This window comes from Colwellia sp. MB3u-41, from assembly GCF_014076845.1.
GTDB lineage: Bacteria > Pseudomonadota > Gammaproteobacteria > Enterobacterales > Alteromonadaceae > Colwellia_A.
Genome location: NZ_JACGUT010000079.1, coordinates 223,581 through 244,132 on the forward strand (window position 1 = coordinate 223,581; position 20,552 = coordinate 244,132).

The 20,552-nt window shown below is 39.3% G+C and carries 17 protein-coding genes and 1 riboswitch; of the genes, 8 read left to right on the plus strand and 9 right to left on the minus strand.

Going from position 1 to position 20,552, the window contains the following annotated elements; translation table 11 throughout:
- Nucleotides 1-134: 134 nt before the first annotated feature.
- The 4 genes from H4J73_RS12235 to H4J73_RS12250 all read right to left on the minus strand — a co-directional run bounded on the left by H4J73_RS12235 (nucleotide 135) and on the right by H4J73_RS12250 (nucleotide 4,007).
- The gene (locus H4J73_RS12235) at nucleotides 135-707 is read right to left on the minus strand and encodes a HutD family protein (protein WP_182223755.1); all 573 of its coding nucleotides are present in this window, start codon (nucleotides 705-707) and stop codon (nucleotides 135-137) included.
- The gene (fghA, locus tag H4J73_RS12240) at nucleotides 704-1,555 is read right to left on the minus strand and encodes an S-formylglutathione hydrolase (RefSeq protein ID WP_310649607.1); all 852 of its coding nucleotides are present in this window, start codon (nucleotides 1,553-1,555) and stop codon (nucleotides 704-706) included. The genes H4J73_RS12235 and fghA overlap by 4 nt, the downstream gene beginning before the upstream one ends.
- 18 nt (nucleotides 1,556-1,573) lie before the next feature.
- Complete coding sequence (locus H4J73_RS12245) at nucleotides 1,574-2,722, minus strand: S-(hydroxymethyl)glutathione dehydrogenase/class III alcohol dehydrogenase (RefSeq protein WP_220460153.1); 1,149 nt, start codon at nucleotides 2,720-2,722, stop codon at nucleotides 1,574-1,576.
- Between the two features lie 343 nt (nucleotides 2,723-3,065).
- The gene (locus tag H4J73_RS12250; protein WP_182182278.1) at nucleotides 3,066-4,007 is read right to left on the minus strand and encodes a tetratricopeptide repeat protein; all 942 of its coding nucleotides are present in this window, start codon (nucleotides 4,005-4,007) and stop codon (nucleotides 3,066-3,068) included.
- 154 nt (nucleotides 4,008-4,161) lie between these two features.
- Here H4J73_RS12250 and H4J73_RS12255 point away from each other — a divergent pair, with 154 nt between their 5' ends.
- Entirely contained in the window at nucleotides 4,162-4,722 is a 561-nt protein-coding gene (locus H4J73_RS12255) for an outer membrane beta-barrel protein (RefSeq protein WP_182182279.1), read from the plus strand.
- An 82-nt stretch (nucleotides 4,723-4,804) separates the two neighbouring features.
- Here H4J73_RS12255 and H4J73_RS12260 read toward each other — a convergent pair whose 3' ends face one another.
- A complete protein-coding gene (locus H4J73_RS12260; protein ID WP_220460154.1) occupies nucleotides 4,805-6,481 on the minus strand; it encodes a M1 family metallopeptidase in 1,677 nt (558 codons plus the stop codon).
- Between the two features lie 174 nt (nucleotides 6,482-6,655).
- Nucleotides 6,656-6,778, plus strand: a riboswitch (TPP riboswitch).
- A gap of 105 nt (nucleotides 6,779-6,883) precedes the next feature.
- On the opposite strand from H4J73_RS12260, the gene thiC reads away from it, so the two are divergent.
- The 5 genes from thiC to thiE are packed head-to-tail and all read left to right on the plus strand — an operon-like array spanning nucleotide 6,884 to nucleotide 12,622.
- On the plus strand, nucleotides 6,884-8,845 hold the full coding sequence (thiC, locus tag H4J73_RS12265) for a phosphomethylpyrimidine synthase ThiC (RefSeq protein WP_220460155.1): 1,962 nt from the start codon (nucleotides 6,884-6,886) through the stop codon (nucleotides 8,843-8,845).
- A 6-nt stretch (nucleotides 8,846-8,851) separates the two neighbouring features.
- Nucleotides 8,852-10,042, plus strand: coding sequence for a glycine oxidase ThiO (gene thiO / locus H4J73_RS12270; RefSeq protein WP_182182280.1), 1,191 nt, complete (start codon nucleotides 8,852-8,854; stop codon nucleotides 10,040-10,042).
- A gap of 21 nt (nucleotides 10,043-10,063) precedes the next feature.
- Entirely contained in the window at nucleotides 10,064-10,276 is a 213-nt protein-coding gene (gene thiS, locus H4J73_RS12275) for a sulfur carrier protein ThiS (protein WP_182182281.1), read from the plus strand.
- Nucleotides 10,277-10,278: 2 nt separating this feature from the next.
- The gene (locus H4J73_RS12280; RefSeq protein WP_182182368.1) at nucleotides 10,279-11,088 is read left to right on the plus strand and encodes a thiazole synthase; all 810 of its coding nucleotides are present in this window, start codon (nucleotides 10,279-10,281) and stop codon (nucleotides 11,086-11,088) included.
- Nucleotides 11,089-11,092: 4 nt separating this feature from the next.
- Nucleotides 11,093-12,622, plus strand: a complete 1,530-nt coding sequence (gene thiE / locus H4J73_RS12285) for a thiamine phosphate synthase (RefSeq protein ID WP_259366526.1) — start codon at nucleotides 11,093-11,095, stop codon at nucleotides 12,620-12,622.
- A gap of 11 nt (nucleotides 12,623-12,633) precedes the next feature.
- Here the strand turns inward: thiE and H4J73_RS12290 are convergent, their stop codons facing one another.
- The 4 genes from H4J73_RS12290 to H4J73_RS12305 form a co-directional block, all read right to left on the minus strand.
- Entirely contained in the window at nucleotides 12,634-14,169 is a 1,536-nt protein-coding gene (locus tag H4J73_RS12290) for a DUF418 domain-containing protein (protein ID WP_182182282.1), read from the minus strand.
- Between the two features lie 217 nt (nucleotides 14,170-14,386).
- Nucleotides 14,387-14,665 (minus strand): paraquat-inducible protein A, encoded by a 279-nt coding sequence (locus tag H4J73_RS12295; RefSeq protein WP_182182283.1) that lies wholly within the window; start codon nucleotides 14,663-14,665, stop codon nucleotides 14,387-14,389.
- 345 nt (nucleotides 14,666-15,010) lie between these two features.
- On the minus strand, nucleotides 15,011-15,634 hold the full coding sequence (locus H4J73_RS12300; RefSeq protein WP_182182284.1) for a cytochrome c: 624 nt from the start codon (nucleotides 15,632-15,634) through the stop codon (nucleotides 15,011-15,013).
- 181 nt (nucleotides 15,635-15,815) lie between these two features.
- Nucleotides 15,816-17,051: a cytochrome c gene (locus tag H4J73_RS12305; protein WP_182182285.1), complete on the minus strand. Its 1,236-nt coding sequence runs from the start codon at nucleotides 17,049-17,051 to the stop codon at nucleotides 15,816-15,818.
- 201 nt (nucleotides 17,052-17,252) lie between these two features.
- Between H4J73_RS12305 and yihA the strand changes: the two genes are divergently transcribed.
- Nucleotides 17,253-17,894: a ribosome biogenesis GTP-binding protein YihA/YsxC gene (gene yihA, locus H4J73_RS12310; protein ID WP_182182286.1), complete on the plus strand. Its 642-nt coding sequence runs from the start codon at nucleotides 17,253-17,255 to the stop codon at nucleotides 17,892-17,894.
- 191 nt (nucleotides 17,895-18,085) lie between these two features.
- On the plus strand, nucleotides 18,086-20,434 hold the full coding sequence (locus tag H4J73_RS12315) for a Tex family protein (protein ID WP_182182287.1): 2,349 nt from the start codon (nucleotides 18,086-18,088) through the stop codon (nucleotides 20,432-20,434).
- Nucleotides 20,435-20,552 lie beyond the last annotated feature (118 nt).

Below are 20,552 nucleotides of genomic sequence, written 5' to 3' on the forward strand. Positions count from 1 at the left end.
CTTTCACTTTAAGGTCCTGTGTAGTAGATTTTTATTAAGATACCTATACTGTAAAACAGAAAAGATGTTACCGCTGAAATAAAAGTTTAAATAGCCTTTTTCAGCGATAAACACCTGTTGTCACTAAATTTACCCTAGGTATTTAATGTTAAGTAAACCACGATCAGCTTTTGTCCTGTAATCGTCATTTCCCCTGTTTTAAGGGTATTCAATTTCAATAAATGCCCTGCCTTTATTATTGGGTGCTTTTGGTATGACGTTAACTGAAATGCACCCGACAAACTGTAAACAAAGCATAAATCTGCAGCTTTAAGTTCAACAGTTTGTTGAGCTAGCAAGGTTTCCACAACGGCCGAGCACTTTTCTTTATCTGTAATAATATTAAAGTCGGTAATTTCGCCTGCTGGTAAATTTCCAACGGTTCGACAACCCCCATCAAAATTGGCGATATCGAGGATATTATTCAGCTGATCAATTTTACGGTTATCGTGCTGTAAATTAATGCCATGACCTTCAATCAGAATAAGGTTACGCTGATAACCTGAAAAATCTGAAAAAACACCGTCTTCAACAACCGTTGCCATACTTAAGCGCCAGATGAAATCATCTAATTTACCCCCAGCGTTAATGGCTAATTCAATCGTTTCTCCTTGACCGTTTTTCCATGGAATAGTCTTGAATTGTTGTGGAGAAAGCACCGTGATCATTGCGAATCTTCCAGATGTTGTGCATGAAAACATAAGTGGTTTTCAATAAAGCTCGCAATAAAAAAGTAGCTATGGTCATAACCTTGATGCTGGTTAAGTATCAGTGGGTAGTTATTACTTAGCGCCGCTGAAATTAATGATTTGGGATGAAGTTGTTCTTTCAAAAAATCATCGTCTAAACCTTGGTCAACCAAGGCCGGTATATGGTGCGTACTTGCTTTCATTAAAAGACTAGCATCGTGTTGCTGCCATAACGTTTGATCACTGCCCAAATAAGCACTAAACGCTTTTTGTCCCCAAGCGCAATTTACTGGATTGGCAATAGGGCTAAAAGCGGATACTGAACAATATAAATCTGGGTTTTTAAGAGCGATGGTTAGTGCGCCATGCCCCCCCATTGAATGACCACTGATTGATTTTTTACTCGATACAGGGAAGTTTGCTTCAATTAATTTTGGTAATTCATCAACAATATAATCATACATTTGATAATGGCTAGACCACGGTTTTTCTGTTGCGTTGATATAAAACCCCGCACCTAGCCCTAAATCGTAAGCTTGATTTTCATCATCGGCAACATCATCGCCGCGCGGGCTGGTATCAGGACAAACAATGGCAATACCCAGTATTGATGCCATACGCTGGCCACCTGCTTTTTGTACAAAATTTTCATCTGTACAAGTGAGTCCTGAAAGCCAATACAAAACTGGCACCGGTGAACTCTTGCTCGCACATTCAGGTAAATAAATAGCAAAACGCATTTTACACTTCAAGCTTTCGGCATCATGTTGAAAGTGTGCTTGTACGCCAGCAAACATTTTATTACTGCTAATTTCTTCTAACATGATTTTCAACCTTTTAGGTGCTTATGAATGATTAAAATGAATAACACTACGAATACTCTTACCTTTGTGCATTAATTCAAAGGCTTCATTAATCTTTTCTAATGACATGGTATGGGTAATAAAATCGTTTAAAGCGAATTCACCTGCGAGATAACGTTCAACATACTCGGGTAACTCACTGCGACCTTTTACACCACCAAAGGCAGTACCACGCCATACCCGGCCGGTAACCAACTGAAATGGTCGAGTTGAAATTTCTTGTCCTGCGCCAGCAACACCAATAATAATAGATTCGCCCCAACCTTTATGACAACACTCTAAGGCTGAGCGCATAATATTAACATTACCGATACATTCAAAAGAATAGTCAACGCCGCCATCGGTTAATTCAACAATAACGTCTTGAATGGGTTTATCGTAATCTTTTGGGTTAATGCAATCAGTTGCGCCTAATTTTTTGGCTAATTCAAATTTACTTTCATTAATATCAATTGCAATAATACGGCTCGCTTTCGCCATAGTAGCGCCAATAACCGCTGAAAGCCCAATACCGCCTAAACCAAAAATAGCAACCGTATCGCCTACTTCTACTTTTGCAGTATTCATTACCGCGCCCATGCCTGTTGTAACGCCACAGCCTAATAAACACACTTCTTCAAGTGGCGCTTTGGGGTTAACTTTTGCTAAAGATATTTCAGGTAAAACGGTATATTCAGAAAACGTTGAGCACCCCATATAGTGAAAAATAACAGTGCCGTTTAATGAAAATCGAGAAGTACCGTCAGGCATTAAACCTTTACCTTGGGTCTCGCGAATTTTTTGACAAAGGTTTGTTTTACCTGATTTACAAAACTTACATTCGCCACATTCTGGCGTGTATAAAGGAATGACATGATCCCCAACCGCAACGCTAGTTACTCCCTCGCCTATTTGTTCAACAATTCCGCCACCTTCATGACCTAAAATTACGGGAAATATTCCTTCCGGGTCTTCGCCTGAAAGTGTAAAAGCATCGGTATGACAAACACCTGAAGCGATAATTTTAACCAGTACTTCACCTTTTTTAGGTAGCTCTACGTCGACTTCTTCAATGGTTAATGGCTGATTTGGCCCCCAAGCTATGGCGGCTTTAGATTTGATCGTGTTAGGTTTTTGCTTCGGTGCTGACATGTAAGTTGTCCTGACTGCTTTCTTTGCAACAATGATAATGGATAAATATCTGGAATAATAGCTTATTGAAATGTATAAAAGTCATTTTTTAAGCCTATTGATAGCTTGCCTTACAACCATGAAAAATTTAGCCATTACCAATAGTCGTTTATTCACCTTTTTGGCAAAAAAAAGTGGCCTCGCGTTCACATTTAAAGGGAAGTATGCGTCGTATTCAAGAAAGGAAAGGGGAATAAAAACGCGGGCGTTGACATACGATATCCGGGGATTTTATCCAGATGATGGTAACAATCTTTATTGTTCGGTCATTAACGTATAAAAATAGTGTTATCGGCTAAAGCATTTACAGTTGGCTTTTAAGCCCATTGAGCTTTAAAAGATAACGTGAGACGAGAAGCTTTTCATTAATAGCTAATAATAACTCTTCTGCTTGTTCTTTCTTCCCCATAATTAACTTTACTTCAGCTAAATATAATTGAGCATGAGCAGCCTTTATTACATCAATAGCTATTTCTGCATACTTGATAGCCGAGGCATAATTTGTTTCAGCTAGTGAATACTGCTGAGCTTCTTGCTGCACTTGTGCTAAATTAAAGTGTACAACCGCTATTTGCTGTTCATTACCATATTTATAGCTCCAAGGAACGGCGCTATTCCAGTGTTCTAAGGCTTCATCATTATACTCAAGTTTTTTCGCAACGTGCCCTAAATGACCGTATAGCTCCATCATAAAATATGGGTTATGACTATGTTGATATTTATCTTTCAAGGCGTTAAGTGACACGTAAGCTTCAGGTAATTCACCAATAAACATTTGTAAGTTAGCTATTTCTATTAACTTTATAGGAGAGGGGTATGCCCCATTCATTATCGCTAACTGTGCTTTCGCTTTATAAATATAGCGCTTACCTTCTTTTAGATCTCCGCGACCAAGAAGAGATTTTGCATAATACATATAAAGAGTAACCTGAAAAGGAGTAGGTAAATCTTCATCGTTTATTAGGCGTTTGGTTTCTTTATATAGCTCGTCACTGTGTTGTAAAATAAATAGCGATGTGAGTTTAAACTGCATTAAGCGAAGCCAAAGTCGACTTTTCTGTTGTACACTTTTTAATTCAAAATCAACTTGTTCAAGACATTCTGTGGGAGAGCGCTGACATAGCTTGTCCATGCTTTCACTTTTAATCGCATAAACCTTAGTGACGGGTAAGCTCAGTACCAACAATAATATTGCCGTACGTTTTATTAAATAGCGCTTATGGGGAATAGAAAATTGTTTTTTCATTGTTAAATATTGCCACGGATATTGTTAATTTCCAAGTACCTTAAGTGTTTATTAAAGATTATTGAACAAAAAATATCTTGGTGTTAAGCTCCACGCGAAAATTTAACTCTAGCTTAATCTAAGGTTAACCCAAATAAAAAATAAAGGATTTATAATGTTTAAATGCACAGCTCTTGCCCTCATCTTGTTATCCCTTTCTTTAACGGCTTCCGCTAATTGGCAAACAGGGGCAGGTTTTGCTAATTTTTCTGATAGCACTGACGGTGACGACCTTTCATTAAATATTATTTATGGTTCAGTTGCTTATAAAATTGAAAATTCAAGAAAAGATTACTTCTTTATGCCTGAATTTCGAATCGGGACCGGTCTTGGTGATGACACGCTAACAGAAACTTGGCGTTATCAAGATGGGTACACAGGACATTCTAGAGTGATCAGTAGTGATATAAAAGTCGAAATAGAACGTTTTATTGCGTTATCTCTTCGTGGTCAATACGGCTTCAGTAACGGAGCATACGTTTATGTTGCGCCTTCTTATGCAAATTTAAAAAGTAAAATAAGTTACGCTGGCGAATCAGATTCTGATGATTCATGGGAATTTGGTGTTGGCGCTGGTGTTGGTTATAACCTTAATAAAAAAATCAGTGTTGAAGCCTCATATGAAAATTATGATGAGACTGACTTACTTTCTGTTGGTTTCAAATACGCATTTTAATTAAGTTTACTCTTTAACACTGAAAAAGGAGAACTCAGCGTTCTCCTTTTTCAGTGTAAATATTAGATTAAAAATTATAAAACTAATTACCTAGAACATTGAGTGTCGAAATATAGAAATTAGCATCAACGGTAATACTTGGATTTTCCTCATCTATCTCAACAGCAGTCCAACGTGTTGTTGGCGACAACCAACGTGCTTTACCTGCAATAGTAACTCGAACTGGCATGTCAAAATCTTTAATAACATTACCCCAACGAATTTTCATCACTTTATCTTTAACAAAATACTCCAAGGTTGGAATACGAATATCACGTAAATATTGGTCAAAAACCTGACTAAAGTCTATGCCAGATTGCGTGCTGATGTAGCTTTCAATATCTTGAGTGGTCACTGTTTGATGATAAAAAACGTTGCCTAAACCACGTAATATTTCACGCCATTTTTTATCATCGTTGATTACTTGGCGAATGGTATGCAACATGTTGCCACCTTTATCATACATATCACCAGAGCCACCACGATTAGCATTATATTCACCGATAATTGGTGATTGATTACCAATGTTCAGCCGTTGACCACGAATATATTCAAAGGCTTGCGTTTGAGTAAAATGATATTCTAAAAAGAGGCTCTCTGAATAACTCGTAAAGCTCTCATGGATCCACATATCCGCCACATCTTTATTGGTAATATTATTGGCAAACCACTCGTGCCCTGATTCGTGCACAATAATAAAATCGAATAACAAGCCAGGGCCTGCACTGGAGCGATCACGCCCTAGATAGCCATTTTGATAACCATTGCCATAAGTCACTGAACTTTGGTGTTCCATACCTAAATAAGGGGCTTCTACCAATTTATAGCTGTCTTCATAAAATGGGTAAGGGCCGAACCAATGCTCAAAAGCTTCAATAGTGCGCTTGGCTTCTTTAAATTGCTTTTTAGCTTTGGCTAAATTTTCACGTAAAACATAATAGTCCATATCAAGCTGACCTTTTTCACCTTGATGCTTTTCACCAAAATGAACATAATCGCCAATATTAATATTTACGCCATAGTTATTTATTGGGTTAACAACCTGCCAATGATATATTTTTGTTTTCGCTGCTTTATTATGTTCTGTTTTGATTAACCGCCCGTTAGAAACATCCATTAAATGTTCAGGTACTTCAACACTGATTAGCACTCCATTATCAGGTTCGTCGCTAGGATGATCTTTATTTGGCCACCAAATGCTAGAGCCAATACCTTGATTCGATGTAGCAATAAAATCAAGGCCATTACTGTCTTTTTCCCAAGTAATACCGCCATCCCATGGGGCACGTTTTGCAGTAACGGGCTGTCCAGAGAAGTAAAGAGTTATCTTCTGCTCTGAGCCTATTTCTTGCTTACTGGCTGGGGTGATAAAATAAGAATAGCCATCTTGCTCTACTTCAAGCGCCTTACCATTTTGGTGCACTTTCTCAAGCTTCATTGGCGCTTGTAGCTCTATTTGTAAACGTTCACCTTGAGCTAACACCATATAAGTCATGGTGTTTTTACCTGAAAAAAGCTTAGTTTTAGGGTCAACTTTTACATTAAGATGATAATGCGTTAGATCCCACCAGATTCTTTCTGGTGTTATTGAACCACGTAATTGTTCTTGATGCGTTATCTTGCCACTTTCTTGTTGCCAATTACTCGCACTAACATGCCCAGCAAAAACCATAGCGCAAACTAAGCTGGCAAGTGAAGTCGTTATCCGTTTTTTTATCATTATTATTGTCCCAACTCTCTCTTGTATACAACATACTAGCATTGTGTAATATAAATGGTGAACCCTAAAAAGGGTAAGAACTATTAGCGGCTCACATCGTTATCTAAAAATTAATTATAACCAAATACAACATTAAGATTGCGTATTTTGAAACTAATACGATAGAATCACCACAATTACTTGTCGGAGTGCTGAGATTATTTCTAAAAGAAATATTCAAAGCTGAGATCGCGAAAGCGGGATCCGTAGAACCTGATCAGATTAATATCTGCGTAAGGGAACAAGGTAAAATATAGCGGTTAAAGCATTAATACCTAAACCGTTTTATTTTTTCCTCACTCTACACTTCGTCTTTTTTTTACTGCATTTATAACAAAATGTAACTTATTAAAAGGCAGCATAATGACCAAACCAGCTAACAAAATCACTCGCAGAGAACGTCGCGAGCAAGCTGAAGCTTTTTTAAAAAACGTTTCAGATCAGTCATTCCCTAATTCTAAAAAAGTCTATGTAAAAGGTAAAATTCACGATATCAAGGTGGGTATGCGTGAAATCACCTTGTCTGATACTTTATTGGCCGGTAATAAAGACCAGCCAACTTATGAAAAGAATGAACCACTTTGTGTATATGACACCTCTGGATTTTATACCGATGAAAACGTTGAGGTAAATGTTCACAAAGGTATTCCTCGCCTGCGTGAAAGCTGGATTGATAATCGTGGTGATGTTGAATTATTAACCGCAAACAGTTCTACCTATGCACAGCAACGTTTAACTGATGATGGTGTTGACGCTATTCGTTTTGAACATTTACCTAAAATGCGTGTAGCGAAAAAAGGTAAAAATGTTACTCAAATGCACTATGCTCGCCAAGGAATTATCACGCCAGAAATGGAATATATTGCAATACGTGAAAACTTGAAACGAGAAGAGGTAAAAGACAAAACATTGTTGTTACAGCATAAAGGTCAGTCTTTTGGTGCCAGTATTCCTGAACAAATCACCCCTGAATTTGTCCGCGAAGAAGTCGCGCGTGGCCGGGCAATTATCCCGGTAAACATCAACCATCCAGAATGTGAACCCATGATTATTGGCCGTAATTTTTTAATTAAAGTTAACGCGAATATCGGTAATTCTGCGGTCACCTCTTCTATTGAAGAAGAAGTAGAAAAATTGGTTTGGTCAACAAAATGGGGCGCAGACACCGTAATGGACTTATCAACGGGTAGAAATATTCATGAAACCCGTGAATGGATCATGCGTAACTCGCCCGTACCGATTGGCACTGTGCCTATTTATCAAGCGCTAGAAAAAGTAAGTGGTGTCGCTGAAGACTTAACTTGGGAAATCTTCCGCGATACCCTTATCGAACAGGCTGAGCAAGGTGTTGATTACTTTACTATTCATGCTGGCGTATTATTACGTTATGTACCCATGACGGCTAAACGCGTGACAGGTATTGTCTCGCGTGGTGGCTCAATTATGGCGAAATGGTGTTTAGCACACCACAAAGAAAATTTTCTCTATACCCATTTTGAAGATATCTGTGAAATTTTAAAGCAGTACGATGTTTCGTTTTCATTAGGTGATGGTTTACGCCCGGGTTCAGTCGCTGATGCTAACGATGAAGCACAATTTGCAGAATTACATACCTTAGGCGAATTAACCAAAATTGCTTGGCAGCACGATGTTCAAACCATTATTGAAGGCCCAGGTCATGTCCCTCTTCATCTGATTAAAGCGAACATGGAAGAACAACTTAAGCATTGTGGTGAAGCGCCTTTCTATACATTAGGACCATTAACCACTGATATTGCTCCCGGTTATGACCATATTACCTCAGGTATTGGCGCTGCTAATATTGGTTGGTACGGCTGCGCTATGCTTTGTTATGTAACGCCCAAAGAACATTTAGGCTTACCCAATAAAGAAGACGTAAAAGAAGGGTTAATGACCTATAAAATTGCTGCCCATGCCGGTGATTTAGCAAAAGGGCATCCGGGTGCACAAATACGTGATAACGCGATGAGCAAAGCACGCTTTGAGTTTCGCTGGTATGATCAATTCAACATTGGTTTAGACCCAGAAAGAGCTAAAGCTTACCATGATGAAACTTTGCCACAAGAGTCTGGCAAAGTGGCTCATTTTTGCTCAATGTGTGGCCCAAAATTCTGTTCAATGAAAATTTCTCAAGAAGTACGCGATTATGCCGCGGGTCTTGAAGCCAGCAATAAAATAGAAATACAGCTGCTTGACGAAGTCATTGTCTTAGATGCCACGCCAGAGAATATAGAACAAGGTATGGCAGAAAAGTCTGCTGAGTTTAAAGCCACCGGTAGTGAAATTTACCATCAGGCGAAGTAGTGAACGATGACTCTTTTTGATAAAAAAGTGCCGCCTCTTCAAACCTCCACCAATATTGTCGTTATTGGCGCGGGGTTAGTGGGTCGCTTAATCGCATTATCTTTGGTTAATAAAGGGCATGATGTGACCTTGATTGATAAAGATAACAAAGCTGGTCGCCAAAGTGCCGCTTATGCGGCAGCAGGCTTATTAACCCCCTTGGGTGAAGCCATGCATAGCGAGCCTAATATTGTTGAAATGGGTTTTGAGTCGTTAAAGCTTTGGCCTGAAATTTTGGCTGAATTAGACGCTTATACCTATTTTCAACAAGCGGGGGCGTTAATGGTTAGCCATGAGCAAGACCAAGGTGACTACCTTCGTTTTGTGCGTTATATCAAAAATAATTATCCACAACATCCACTACTACAGCTTAATCGCCAGCAGATAATTGAGCTTGAGCCAGAACTAGGACGTAGTTTTAATCAAGGCGTATTTTTACCTGAAGAAGGACAAATTGGTAATCGTAAATTGCTGATTGCCCTCCAACAACAGTTAGATAAAAGTCAGCTTACTTGGTTAGAAAATGCTCCTGTGGTTAAAGTTGATCAGGAAGCTTCTCACTGCTTAGTAACCTACCTTGATAGCGGTCAAGGGAGTGGAACAAAAAAGGTATTGGCTTGTGATTTGGCGATTGACTGCCGTGGTATTGGTGCTCGTAGTAACGAAAGCAATGCAGAGGCGGCACCCTTAAGAGATTTACGGGGTGTACGTGGTGAATTATTTCAGCTATTTGCGCCAGACGTTCACTTAACAAGACCTATTCGGTTGATGCACCCTCGATATCAATTATATATTGCCCCTAAAACCAAGGGGTTCTATGTGGTGGGGGCAACCGAAGTTGAAAGTGAAAACTGTGGACCTATGACCGTACGTTCTTCAATGGAACTGCTTAGCGCTGCTTACAGCGTTCATCCTGGTTTTGCCGAAGCGAGTATTCGTCAACAACTAAGCCAGCTAAGGCCTGCATTTAGTGATAACCAACCTAAAATATCTGTGCATCAACGCCTTATTCAAGTTAATGGCTTATTTCGTCACGGCTTCCTTATCGCACCCGTCGTGTTAAAACAGTTAATATTTGCGGTTGATCATGTTCTAGCAAAAAACAACATACAACAATCTCCTTATAATAAATGGTTACCCATAACTGAAGAACAATAAATAAAGAGTAAAGCGGCTAAAATGAAATTTTTTATAAACGGACAAGCGATTACGATAGCAACCGAAAGCGCTAATATAATAATCGCATTACAGCACTATTTAACGCCTGAGCAACACCAACAAAGCTTCGCGGTTGCGCTTAATGGTAACTTTATTGGCAAAACAGATTATCAGCATACTGATGTTAATCAGGGAGATAGTATTGATTTACTCTTTCCTATTCAGGGAGGTTAATGATGAAACTTTCACAAGAACTCATTATATACGGACAACCTGTTCAGAGCAGGTTATTGATCGGTAGTGCACTTTACCCTTCACCTGAGATCATGAAACAAGCCATTTTAGCCAGCGAGTCAAAGATTGTGACCCTTTCATTAAAACGGCAGAACCCCGCGGAACAATCGGGTGCAAAAATTTGGCAATATATTCAAGACATCGTAAAAGAAAGCCAAGGTTTTTTATTACCGAATACCGCGGGCTGTAAAACCGCAAAAGAAGCGGTAACATTAGCAAAAATGAGTCGAGAAATTTTTCAAACCGATTGGATTAAATTAGAGGTCATCGGTGACGACTATAATTTACAGCCAGATCCCATAGAGCTACTAACCGCAACTGAACAGCTCTTAAATGACGGATTTAAAGTGCTCCCTTATTGCACCGATGATTTAGTTATTTGCCAGCGATTATATGATTTAGGTTGTCAGGTGATCATGCCTTGGGCATCGCCAATAGGTACCGGTAAAGGCTTGATGAACCCGTATAATTTGGAAACAATCCGCTTGCGTTTACCCAACGCTACGCTCATTTTAGATGCCGGTATTGGTAAACCTTCTGATGCTTGTTTAGCCATGGAAATGGGCTACGACGGTGTATTGTTAAACTCTGCAGTCGCGTTAGCTGATAACCCTGTACTCATGGCAAAAGCCTTCGCACAAGCGGTTACTGCTGGTGAGCAAGGTTATATTGCGGGCATGATGCAGCAACGACAAACTGCTCATCCGAGTACGCCAACATTAGAAACGCCTTTTTGGCATCAACAAGGGTAATTTTATGTCGACAAGTATGAGCAAAAAACCAATCATCTGGACAATTTCAGGCAGCGATTGCTCAGGTGGCGCAGGTATTGCCGCCGATATAAAAACAGGTCATGCTTTAGGGGTTGAAGTTTGTCATTTGATCACCGCTAATACCGTACAAAACGCTGAACAATTATTATCAGTAAACCCCACTGAAATAAATATTCTTCAACAACAGGTTAATATACTCATTGATGACAAACCGCCCAGCGTTATTAAAATAGGTTTAATAGCCAATAGTGCACAAGTTAAGTGGCTTACAACTACCCTAGCTTTGATTAAAACTAAAGTGCCAACCTTACAAGTGGTATTTGACCCCGTTGGACAAGCCACTGTTGGCGGTGCTTTATCTACATTACAGCGTGAAGACTTAACCGATTTACTCATGCTTGTTGATGTGATCACCCCTAATATAAACGAAGCTCAACAATTGACAAATCAGACATCTTTTACCCCTGATATATTGACGAAAAAAATCGCTGAATTAGGTGTAAATAGCGTAATAATAAAGGGCGGACATACTGAGTCTTTAACCGGAATTAACCCAGAAATTAGTCGCGATTATTGCTTACATCATATTGAAGAGGTTCCAATACGTTATCAACTCACGTCAGCCAAAATAAATACCCATTACAGCCATGGCGGTGGCTGCTCTTTTGCCAGCGCCTTAGCGGCTTTTCTAGCACAAGGCTATTTGTTACGTGATGCTTTTACGTTAACCAAAGCTTTTATCAATCAAGGTTTTGCTCAATCAGTGATCAATGAAATCAATAAGCCAAATTATTATGGCGCATTTGAGCAAACGCATTGGCCAGATAACGCAATTAATTTCCCAACGGTTACTTCTGATTTAGCGCAAGTACATCAAGCGTTACCAGCTTTTCTTTCATTAAAACTACAAGAAAAAAACCTTGGACTTTATCCGGTTGTTAATTCTATTTATTGGCTAAAACGATTATTACCTTTGGGTTTAGAAATTATACAGCTGCGCTTAAAAGATAAAACGGGGCAAGAACTTGAACAGATTATTATTGAAGCGTTAGCACTGAGTAAACAATATAAAACACGTTTGTTTATCAATGATTACTGGCAACTAGCCATCAAGCATGGTGCTTACGGTGTACATATTGGGCAAGAAGACTTGCAAAACGCTGATTTAAAAGCCATTCAAAAAGCAGGCTTGCGTTTAGGTATTAGTACTCATGGTTGTTACGAGTTTTTATTAGCGCAACAGCTTAAACCGTCCTATTTGGCGATTGGTGCTATATTTTCAACAAAAACCAAGAATATGACCGGACAAATACAAGGGGTCGAAAACTTAAAGTATATACTACAATTAGCCACTAATATTCCCGTGGTGGCGATTGGTGGTATTAATCATCAACACGCAGAACAAGTTTGGCAAACAGGCGTTGGCGGTATTGCTGTCGTTACCGCAATTACTGAAAGTGAAAATGCTGAAATTGCAGTTAAACAATTTCAGCATTTTATGCCGTTTCGTTAATCCGTTTAAAGCTAAACAGATACCGATGTAGGTAGCGGTTTTTCTAATAATAACGGTTGACGCTTCATATAAGTAATAGAGCGCCATAGCCATTCTAGTGGGCCAAATCTAAAGAACTTCAACCAAAAGTGACAAAAGAGAACTTGAGCGAAAATAACTACAACAACAATCAACATTTGCTGTCCGCGCGCTATTTGGCCAAACATACCGCCGGCATAGCCATAAAAGATGCTGGTTAAAATAATGGAATGCGTGATGTAATTGGTTAATGCCATTTTTCCTAGTGGCGCTAACCAAGAAAAGCACTTTATAAACCAAGCTTTACTAGCGAGTTTTACAAACATGCCAATATAGCCTGCACATAAAACAAATTGCCCGTAGTAAAAAATCGTTTGTCCTCCCGCTTGAATTTCAATCGCTGTTTTTGTTACAGGGTGTATGCTAATAAAAGTTCCCACAATACTTAATAAAAGCCCAATACTTAAGCCACCCCAGCACATAACACTAAAGAAACTTTCATGTTGCTCAGGATTTTTCATTCTACCACTGGCCACTAACCAATAGCCGACCATAAAAAGGGGTAAGCAGACAAAAAAGGCAAACATAGGCGTGTTACCTAAAGCTTTGAGGGCGCTTTGTACTCGATATTTAGTGGCTTCAATGTAACTAGCTTCAGTAAAGGCAATGGTTTCTTTGGCTAAGCGTTTTTCACGTTTAAGCTTACTTTCGACGCGTTGCTGAGCTTTATAAGCAATAAGCTCTTCATCACTCATACTGTCTTCATCTACTTCTTTTTCTTCGATAACATCTTCTTTAATACTTTCTTCATTGACAATTTCTTCCGACGAGATAGCGTCCTCTTCAACAAGATTTTTATCATCTACCGTTATATCATTAGGTTTATCTTTTTCTTGTTGCATCAATAAATCGACCTGTTGATTAATCGATATTTTTTGTTGCCACTCTTCAGTAATTACCGTGTTGTCTCGTGTCACACCAAAGTAAAGAGCACCAAACATTGAAACCACTAGCGGCAGAAGCAATAGGGAGAAACCCACTTTTGCAAATGTTTCTGGTTTATTAAATCGCGCTAACTTTTTGGTGCGTAAAAGTAAAACAAACCCTAATAAAAACAAACCTCCTACTGCGTAGTCGTGAATAATATCCCCCCCCCATAGGAAGATGAGATGCGCTAATCCAAAGACGAATAATGCTAGCATTCTTCGAGTAAACCATACGCCAAACTTACGTTCTGCTGCTTGTGCTCTGATAAGCATAATGGCAAACCCCATCCCAAACAGTATAGAAAAAAGCTTGTAGAATTTACCTTCAACGAACACTTTAACTAACCAACTTGCCGCCCAATCAAATCCCGTTAAACTGTAATCGAAACTCATTAAGGCGCTAACGGGGCGATTAAACCATTCAATATTCATCATAATAATACCAATTAAGGCAAAACCACGAAGTAGGTCCATCACTTGAATGCGATCAGAGTTTATTAAAGGGGATAGCTGCTTATTTACAGGGGCGAGGTCATTTTCCATTGTGTTTTCACTTAATTATTATTATCAGTTAACATATTCAATTAATAGCATGAGTTATGCCAATTCGTTACCTATTGATCTGTAACGAATTGTGTGTGTCTTATGCAAATAATGATTAATAATTCTATAAAAATCATGCTTTAAGACCACATTTAGCGGATTCTCAAAAATAGAGAGCTGCTTCCTCCATTTATTGAGATAATTTAATTTTAGGCTGTCATGTCTGCCAATTTTCATCAACATTTGGAGCTAATTTGAATAATTGTCCTTGCTCTGCTGACTGAAAGATTTTGTTTACGCCGACCTCTGGTGTCGCAACAGTAATCATAAAAACAGCAAAAGCGAGCACATAATTTCGACTATTTATTAAAAAGGTAATGCAGTCGAGTAAAGAGGCATCTTTATAAAGGCCAGCAGCACCGAGACCAATAATAGGTAATAAAGTCGCAGGGAAAAAAGTAGCTACCGCAGCTGTACGATTAATCGTATAACGCATTTTGTCCTTCTAATAATAAAGGCATCGGCAATAATGAATCGCATTGATGACAGGCAATCATGTTGTTCACTACTGAATGATTTTTCACAAGAGAACTTGTTCCATTAAAAGACTTCTCCTTGCTTTAGAATCAATATATTACGACTAGCAGGGTCCATTTCAGTGTACGACATCAGTGAATTTTAGCCAATAAAAAAGCAGCTCAAGTTAGCTGCTTTATGTTCAGAATGAACGGTATGTCATGATTACATGGATGTGAAAGAGTGACAATGTTCAGGGTGAACGGTATGTCATGATCACGTAGATGTGAAAGAGTGACGATGTTCAGGATATTATTTTGATAAATTACTTTATCGTCGACATGTACTGCACTAAAGCGTCAATATCACTATCTTCTAATTTAACAGCAACATTACGCATCATAGCATTCCTGTCATTATGACGAGCACCAGAACGAAAGTTGTCAAGCTGAGATTTCAAGTACATAGCATGTTGCCCAGCAAGCGCAGGAAAACCAGCTTGTGACATGCCTTTTCCATCGGCGCCATGACAAGCGATACAAGCAGTAATGCCGCGTTCAGCATCACCACCAAAATATAATGCTTTACCCACTTCGCTTGTTTCACCGCCAGCAGACTTTAACGTTTGAGCACCATAATATGCACCTAAATCAAGCATGTCTTCGTTGCTCAACGCCATACTCATACCGCCCATAATAGCGTTAGCACGACCCTTTTTACCACCCGAGGTCATTCCTTCTTTAAACTCAGCTAATTGTTTGGCTAGATAGCTGGCGCTTTGCCCTGCAAGACTTGGGTACATTGGTACCATGCTATTACCATCGACACCGTGGCATGCTGCACACATTGCCGATTTTGCTTTACCCGCTTCAATATTGCCTTGAGCAGCATGGGAGATATTTAGTACACCTGTTCCTAATAAAACCAAGCTTAATAGTATTCTTTTCATCGATGAACTCTCTGTATGTGGCTAATTAACTGCAACTACAAATGTATGAATAAGGTGTTAACCTTAAGCATTGTAGTTTTAATATAAAGTAGTTTACACGAATTTTCTCATTGTTAAATGTTACAGGCATAAAAAAGCAGCTTATTAAGCTGCTTTTTTTCAATATTACCTTAGCACGACTTTATTTCAAAGAAGACATAAATTGCGCTAGTGCATCAATATCTTTTTGCTTCAAGCGTTTAGCTATGTTGCGCATCATACCATTACGGTCATTGTAACGTTCACCGGCTTTAAAACTGGTTAACTGAGCCGTTAAATATTCAACACTTTGGTTAGCAACCACTGGAAAACCGGCTTTTGCGATACCTTTACCAGAGACACCATGGCAAGCGATACAGGCGGTAATACCGCGTTCAGCATCACCACCAAAGTATAGTTTTCGCCCAAAAGCAGATTCCTTGCCATTACCTGGCGTAGGTTTTTGACTCGCAAAATAAGCACCTAGTTCAGCCATGTCTTGTTCAGAAAGCGCTGCAGCCATACCAGCCATAACCGCATTTTCTCGAGCACCTGATTTAAATTCTTTAAGTTGTTTTGCCGTGTACTCAGCATGTTGCCCCGCTAACTTAGGGTACATTGGCACGATACTGTTACCACCTACACCGTGACAAGCAGAACAAACCGCTGATTTTGCCTTACCCGCAATCGCTTCTTCAGTAATAACAGCAACCGTAGCAACACGTTTCGCTACAACATGAGCAACGGCTTTTGTATCAGCAAAATATGCCCCCATATCGGCGATATCTTCATCAGTCATTGCACCCGCAAATTGATTCATTGCATAATTAATACGAGTTTTGTCTTTAAAAGCATGTAACTGTGTTTCAATGTACTGCGCATGTTGGTTTGCTAAATTTGGGTTAATTAATACTTTACTATTACCCTCTTTACCATGACAACCAATACAGCTAGCAATGTTACGCGACGGGTCACCTAGTTCGTAAAGGCTTTTACCTGCGATCGCATTAGCAATATAAGCAACTGGGGCCACTTCGGCAACAGCAACAACTGAATTTGTTTCAGCGCCATCTGTTGAAGCGGTTGCACCACCTCTATCTAAACTTGAGAAATAAGCCGCTAAGTCGTCCATGTCTTGTTCAGATAAACCGGCAGACATCGACGCCATTGTAGCGTTAACACGTGCCCCACTTTTAAAAGCTTGTAGTTGAGTGGCAATATAATCAGCCTGTTGACCGGCTAAATTAGGATATGTTTCAACTATACTAATTCCATCAGCACCATGACAAGCTGCACACATAGCGGCTTTACTTTTACCTGCATCAGCGTTTCCGACTGCTGCGAATGCGACATTAATACTCGTTACGGCAAGAATTAACGAAAAAATAATTTTATTCATTGAATGGCTCTCTGCTCTGCTACTTTTATTAAGTATTCACTAAAAAACAAAAGGGTGGATATAAAAACTATTAATATTTTACACTAATATTGCCCCTGTGTAATAAGCACAGTAAAAATTAAGCTTAAAAAATGACACTTTTTACTGTTTCACGAGAAAAAAAAGATATAATGCTTTTTTTATTATCTATTGGACGCTATTTTGTCATCACCTGTTATTCATTTAAGTAAAGCCACTTTCACATTAAGTGCGCCGGATATTCGTCGCTTGCCTGAAGACAGCGGTATCGAAGTGGCCTTTGCCGGACGTTCAAACGCAGGTAAATCAAGCGCATTAAACACCTTAACAAATCAACGAGGTTTAGCTCGTGTCAGTAAAACTCCGGGTCGTACGCAGTTAATAAACATTTTTGAAGTCGCACCTAACAGACGCTTAGTTGATTTACCTGGGTATGGCTTCGCTAAAGTGCCGATTGAAATGAAAAAGAAATGGCAAAAGGCGTTAGGGGAATACCTAGAAAAACGTGATTGCTTAAAAGGTCTTGTTATTTTAATGGATATACGCCATCCATTAAAAGATTTGGATATGGATCTTATTCAATGGGCTGCTGACAGCGATTTGCCAATATTAGCGTTATTAACAAAATGCGATAAGCTTTCACAGGGCAAAAGAAGCTCGGAAGTGTTACAGGTAAAGAAAACGTTAGCACCATTAAATGCTGATATTACTGTACAAGCTTTTTCATCTTTAAAATATACCGGTTTAGAATCAGCAAACGACCTGATTTGTCAGTGGTTATCGACTGATTTATCCACCGACGTCTCCGAAAACGAAGTATTATAATATCCCATTTAAAGCCAAGTGAGCTCATTGAAGTTAACTTGGCTTAACGTCTTCATTAAAATAAAAAACAACAAGACACATTCGTTTTTCAAACACTCGTCTACACCAACTAAACATGCAAATTGATGCCAGTATCGAACCATGGCAATATAATGCTTTAAATTTACTCTTTCAAAAAGGCTCGTCAATTAATGGCTACCATTGCTGAACTCATCGCAACAGAACTTAACGTTAAAACCGCTCAAATAACTTCAGCAATTAGTTTGCTTGATGATGGTGCAACTGTACCTTTTATTGCCCGTTACCGAAAAGAGGTTACCCAAGGGTTAGACGATAATCATCTGCGCCATATTGACCAGCGTTTAAGCTATTTACGTGAACTTGAAGACCGTCGAAAAGTTATTATTACCAGCATTACGCAACAAGATAAATTAACGCCATCATTAGAAAAAGAATTACAACAAGCTGACAACAAAACCCGTTTAGAAGATTTATATTTACCCTTCAAACCCAAACGTCGCACTAAAGGTCACATAGCGATAGAGGGCGGTTTAGAACCCCTTGCCAATAATCTTTATAACAACTGGACATTAACACCAGAAGTTGAAGCAAAGGCTTTTATCAATGATAATGCTGGGTTTAGCGATGAAAAATCAGTACTTGAGGGCGCAATTTACATCCTCATCGAACGTTTTGCTCAAGATGCCAATTTATTACAGAAATTGCGTAAACATTTATTAAAACAAGCGCATTTATCAAGCGTTGTTGCCAAAGGAAAACAGCAAGAAGGGGCAAAGTATCGCGACTATTTCGAGCACTCAGAATTATTAAAAAATGTTCCTTCACATCGCGCTTTGGCGATGCTTCGTGGTCGTAATGAAAAAATTCTACAACTCAGCATTAATGTAGACCCAACTCAAGAAGATAGTCATTACTCAAGTGCAGAACAAATTATTTGTGAACACTATAATTTGCGCTTAACCGGACAAGCTGCCGCTGAATTTATGACTAAGGTCGTTCGTTGGGCATGGAAAATCAAATTAAGCCTGAGTTTAGAGACAGAGTTGCTGGGTAACTTGCGTGAACAAGCAGAAACTGGCGCAATAAAAGTTTTTGCCACTAATCTAAGTGATTTGTTAATGGCCGCTCCAGCTGGCGCGAAAACAACCTTAGGTTTAGACCCCGGTATGCGCACAGGTTGTAAAATTGCGATTGTTGATGCGACAGGTAAGTTATTACAAACCGCTACTATTTTCCCCCATGCACCACAAAATCATTGGGAGAAGTCATTACGAACGTTAGTAAGTTTATGTCAGCAGCACAAAGTACAATTACTGGCCATTGGTAATGGTACCGGCTCGCGTGAAAGTGACAAACTTGCGGCAGAGGTTATTCAAGCTTTAGAAAAAAATAAACCACAAAAAGTGATGGTCAGTGAAGCAGGTGCTTCTGTGTATTCTGCCTCAGAATTTGCAGCGAAAGAGTTTCCTGATTTAGATGTTTCTATTCGTGGCGCTGTTTCTATCGCACGACGATTACAAGACCCCTTAGCTGAATTAGTAAAAATTGACCCTAAAGCGATTGGGGTTGGTCAATATCAACATGACGTTAGTCAAAGCCAACTCAGTAAAACCCTCGACAATGTTATAGAAGATTGTGTAAATAATGTTGGCGTTGATTTAAACAGTGCTTCAGCGGCATTGTTAACTCGAGTTTCCGGTTTAAATAAAACCATGGCTGATAACGTAGTGGCCTACCGAGACGAGCATGGTCGCTTTAATGATCGAAAAGAACTCAAAAAAGTCGCGCGTTTGGGGCCGAAAGCCTTTGAACAAGCGGCAGGTTTTTTACGTATTGCGGGGGGTAAAAACCCACTCGACAATTCAGGGGTTCACCCTGAAAGCTATCCCGTGATTGAAAAAATCATCGCTCAACTTAAGAGTAATATTACTGATTTAATAGGCAACAGTGAGCAATTAAATCAAATTAATATCACAGATCTCAAAGATATCAATATTGGTGAGTTAACGTTTAAAGATATTGTTAGTGAACTAGAAAAACCCGGCCGTGACCCTCGCCCTGAGTTTAAAGCAGCACAATTTAAGGAAGGGGTGAATACGATTAACGACTTAACTGTCGGTATGATACTCGAAGGCGTGATTTCAAACGTTGCCAACTTTGGTGCTTTTGTCGATTTAGGTGTTCATCAAGATGGCTTAGTACATATCTCCTCACTCACTGATAAGTTTGTTAGCGACCCACGTGAAGTGGTTAAAGCAGGCGATATTGTTAAGGTAAAAGTGATGGAGGTTGATGCGGCAAGAAAACGTATTAGCTTATCAATGCGTTTAGATGAAACAGTTACCTCGAAGTCAGAGCAAAAAACTTCTGCCAATAAGCCTCATGACCGTTCACAGAATACCGTTGCAAAAAATACCAAACCCAATCAGCAACGAAGTGCAAAACCACAACCGAAGACGAATGACAATGCGGCAATGGGTAATGCCTTTGCCGATGCTTTTGCTAAGTTAAAAAAGTAAAAACAGTCTTGGCACTACGACATTGACTACATCGACGTAGGTACTAATGATTTATCTGAAACAAAATCATCACCGTTGACGTGCAAGGATGCACTAATGCCTTGAAATACAGGATATC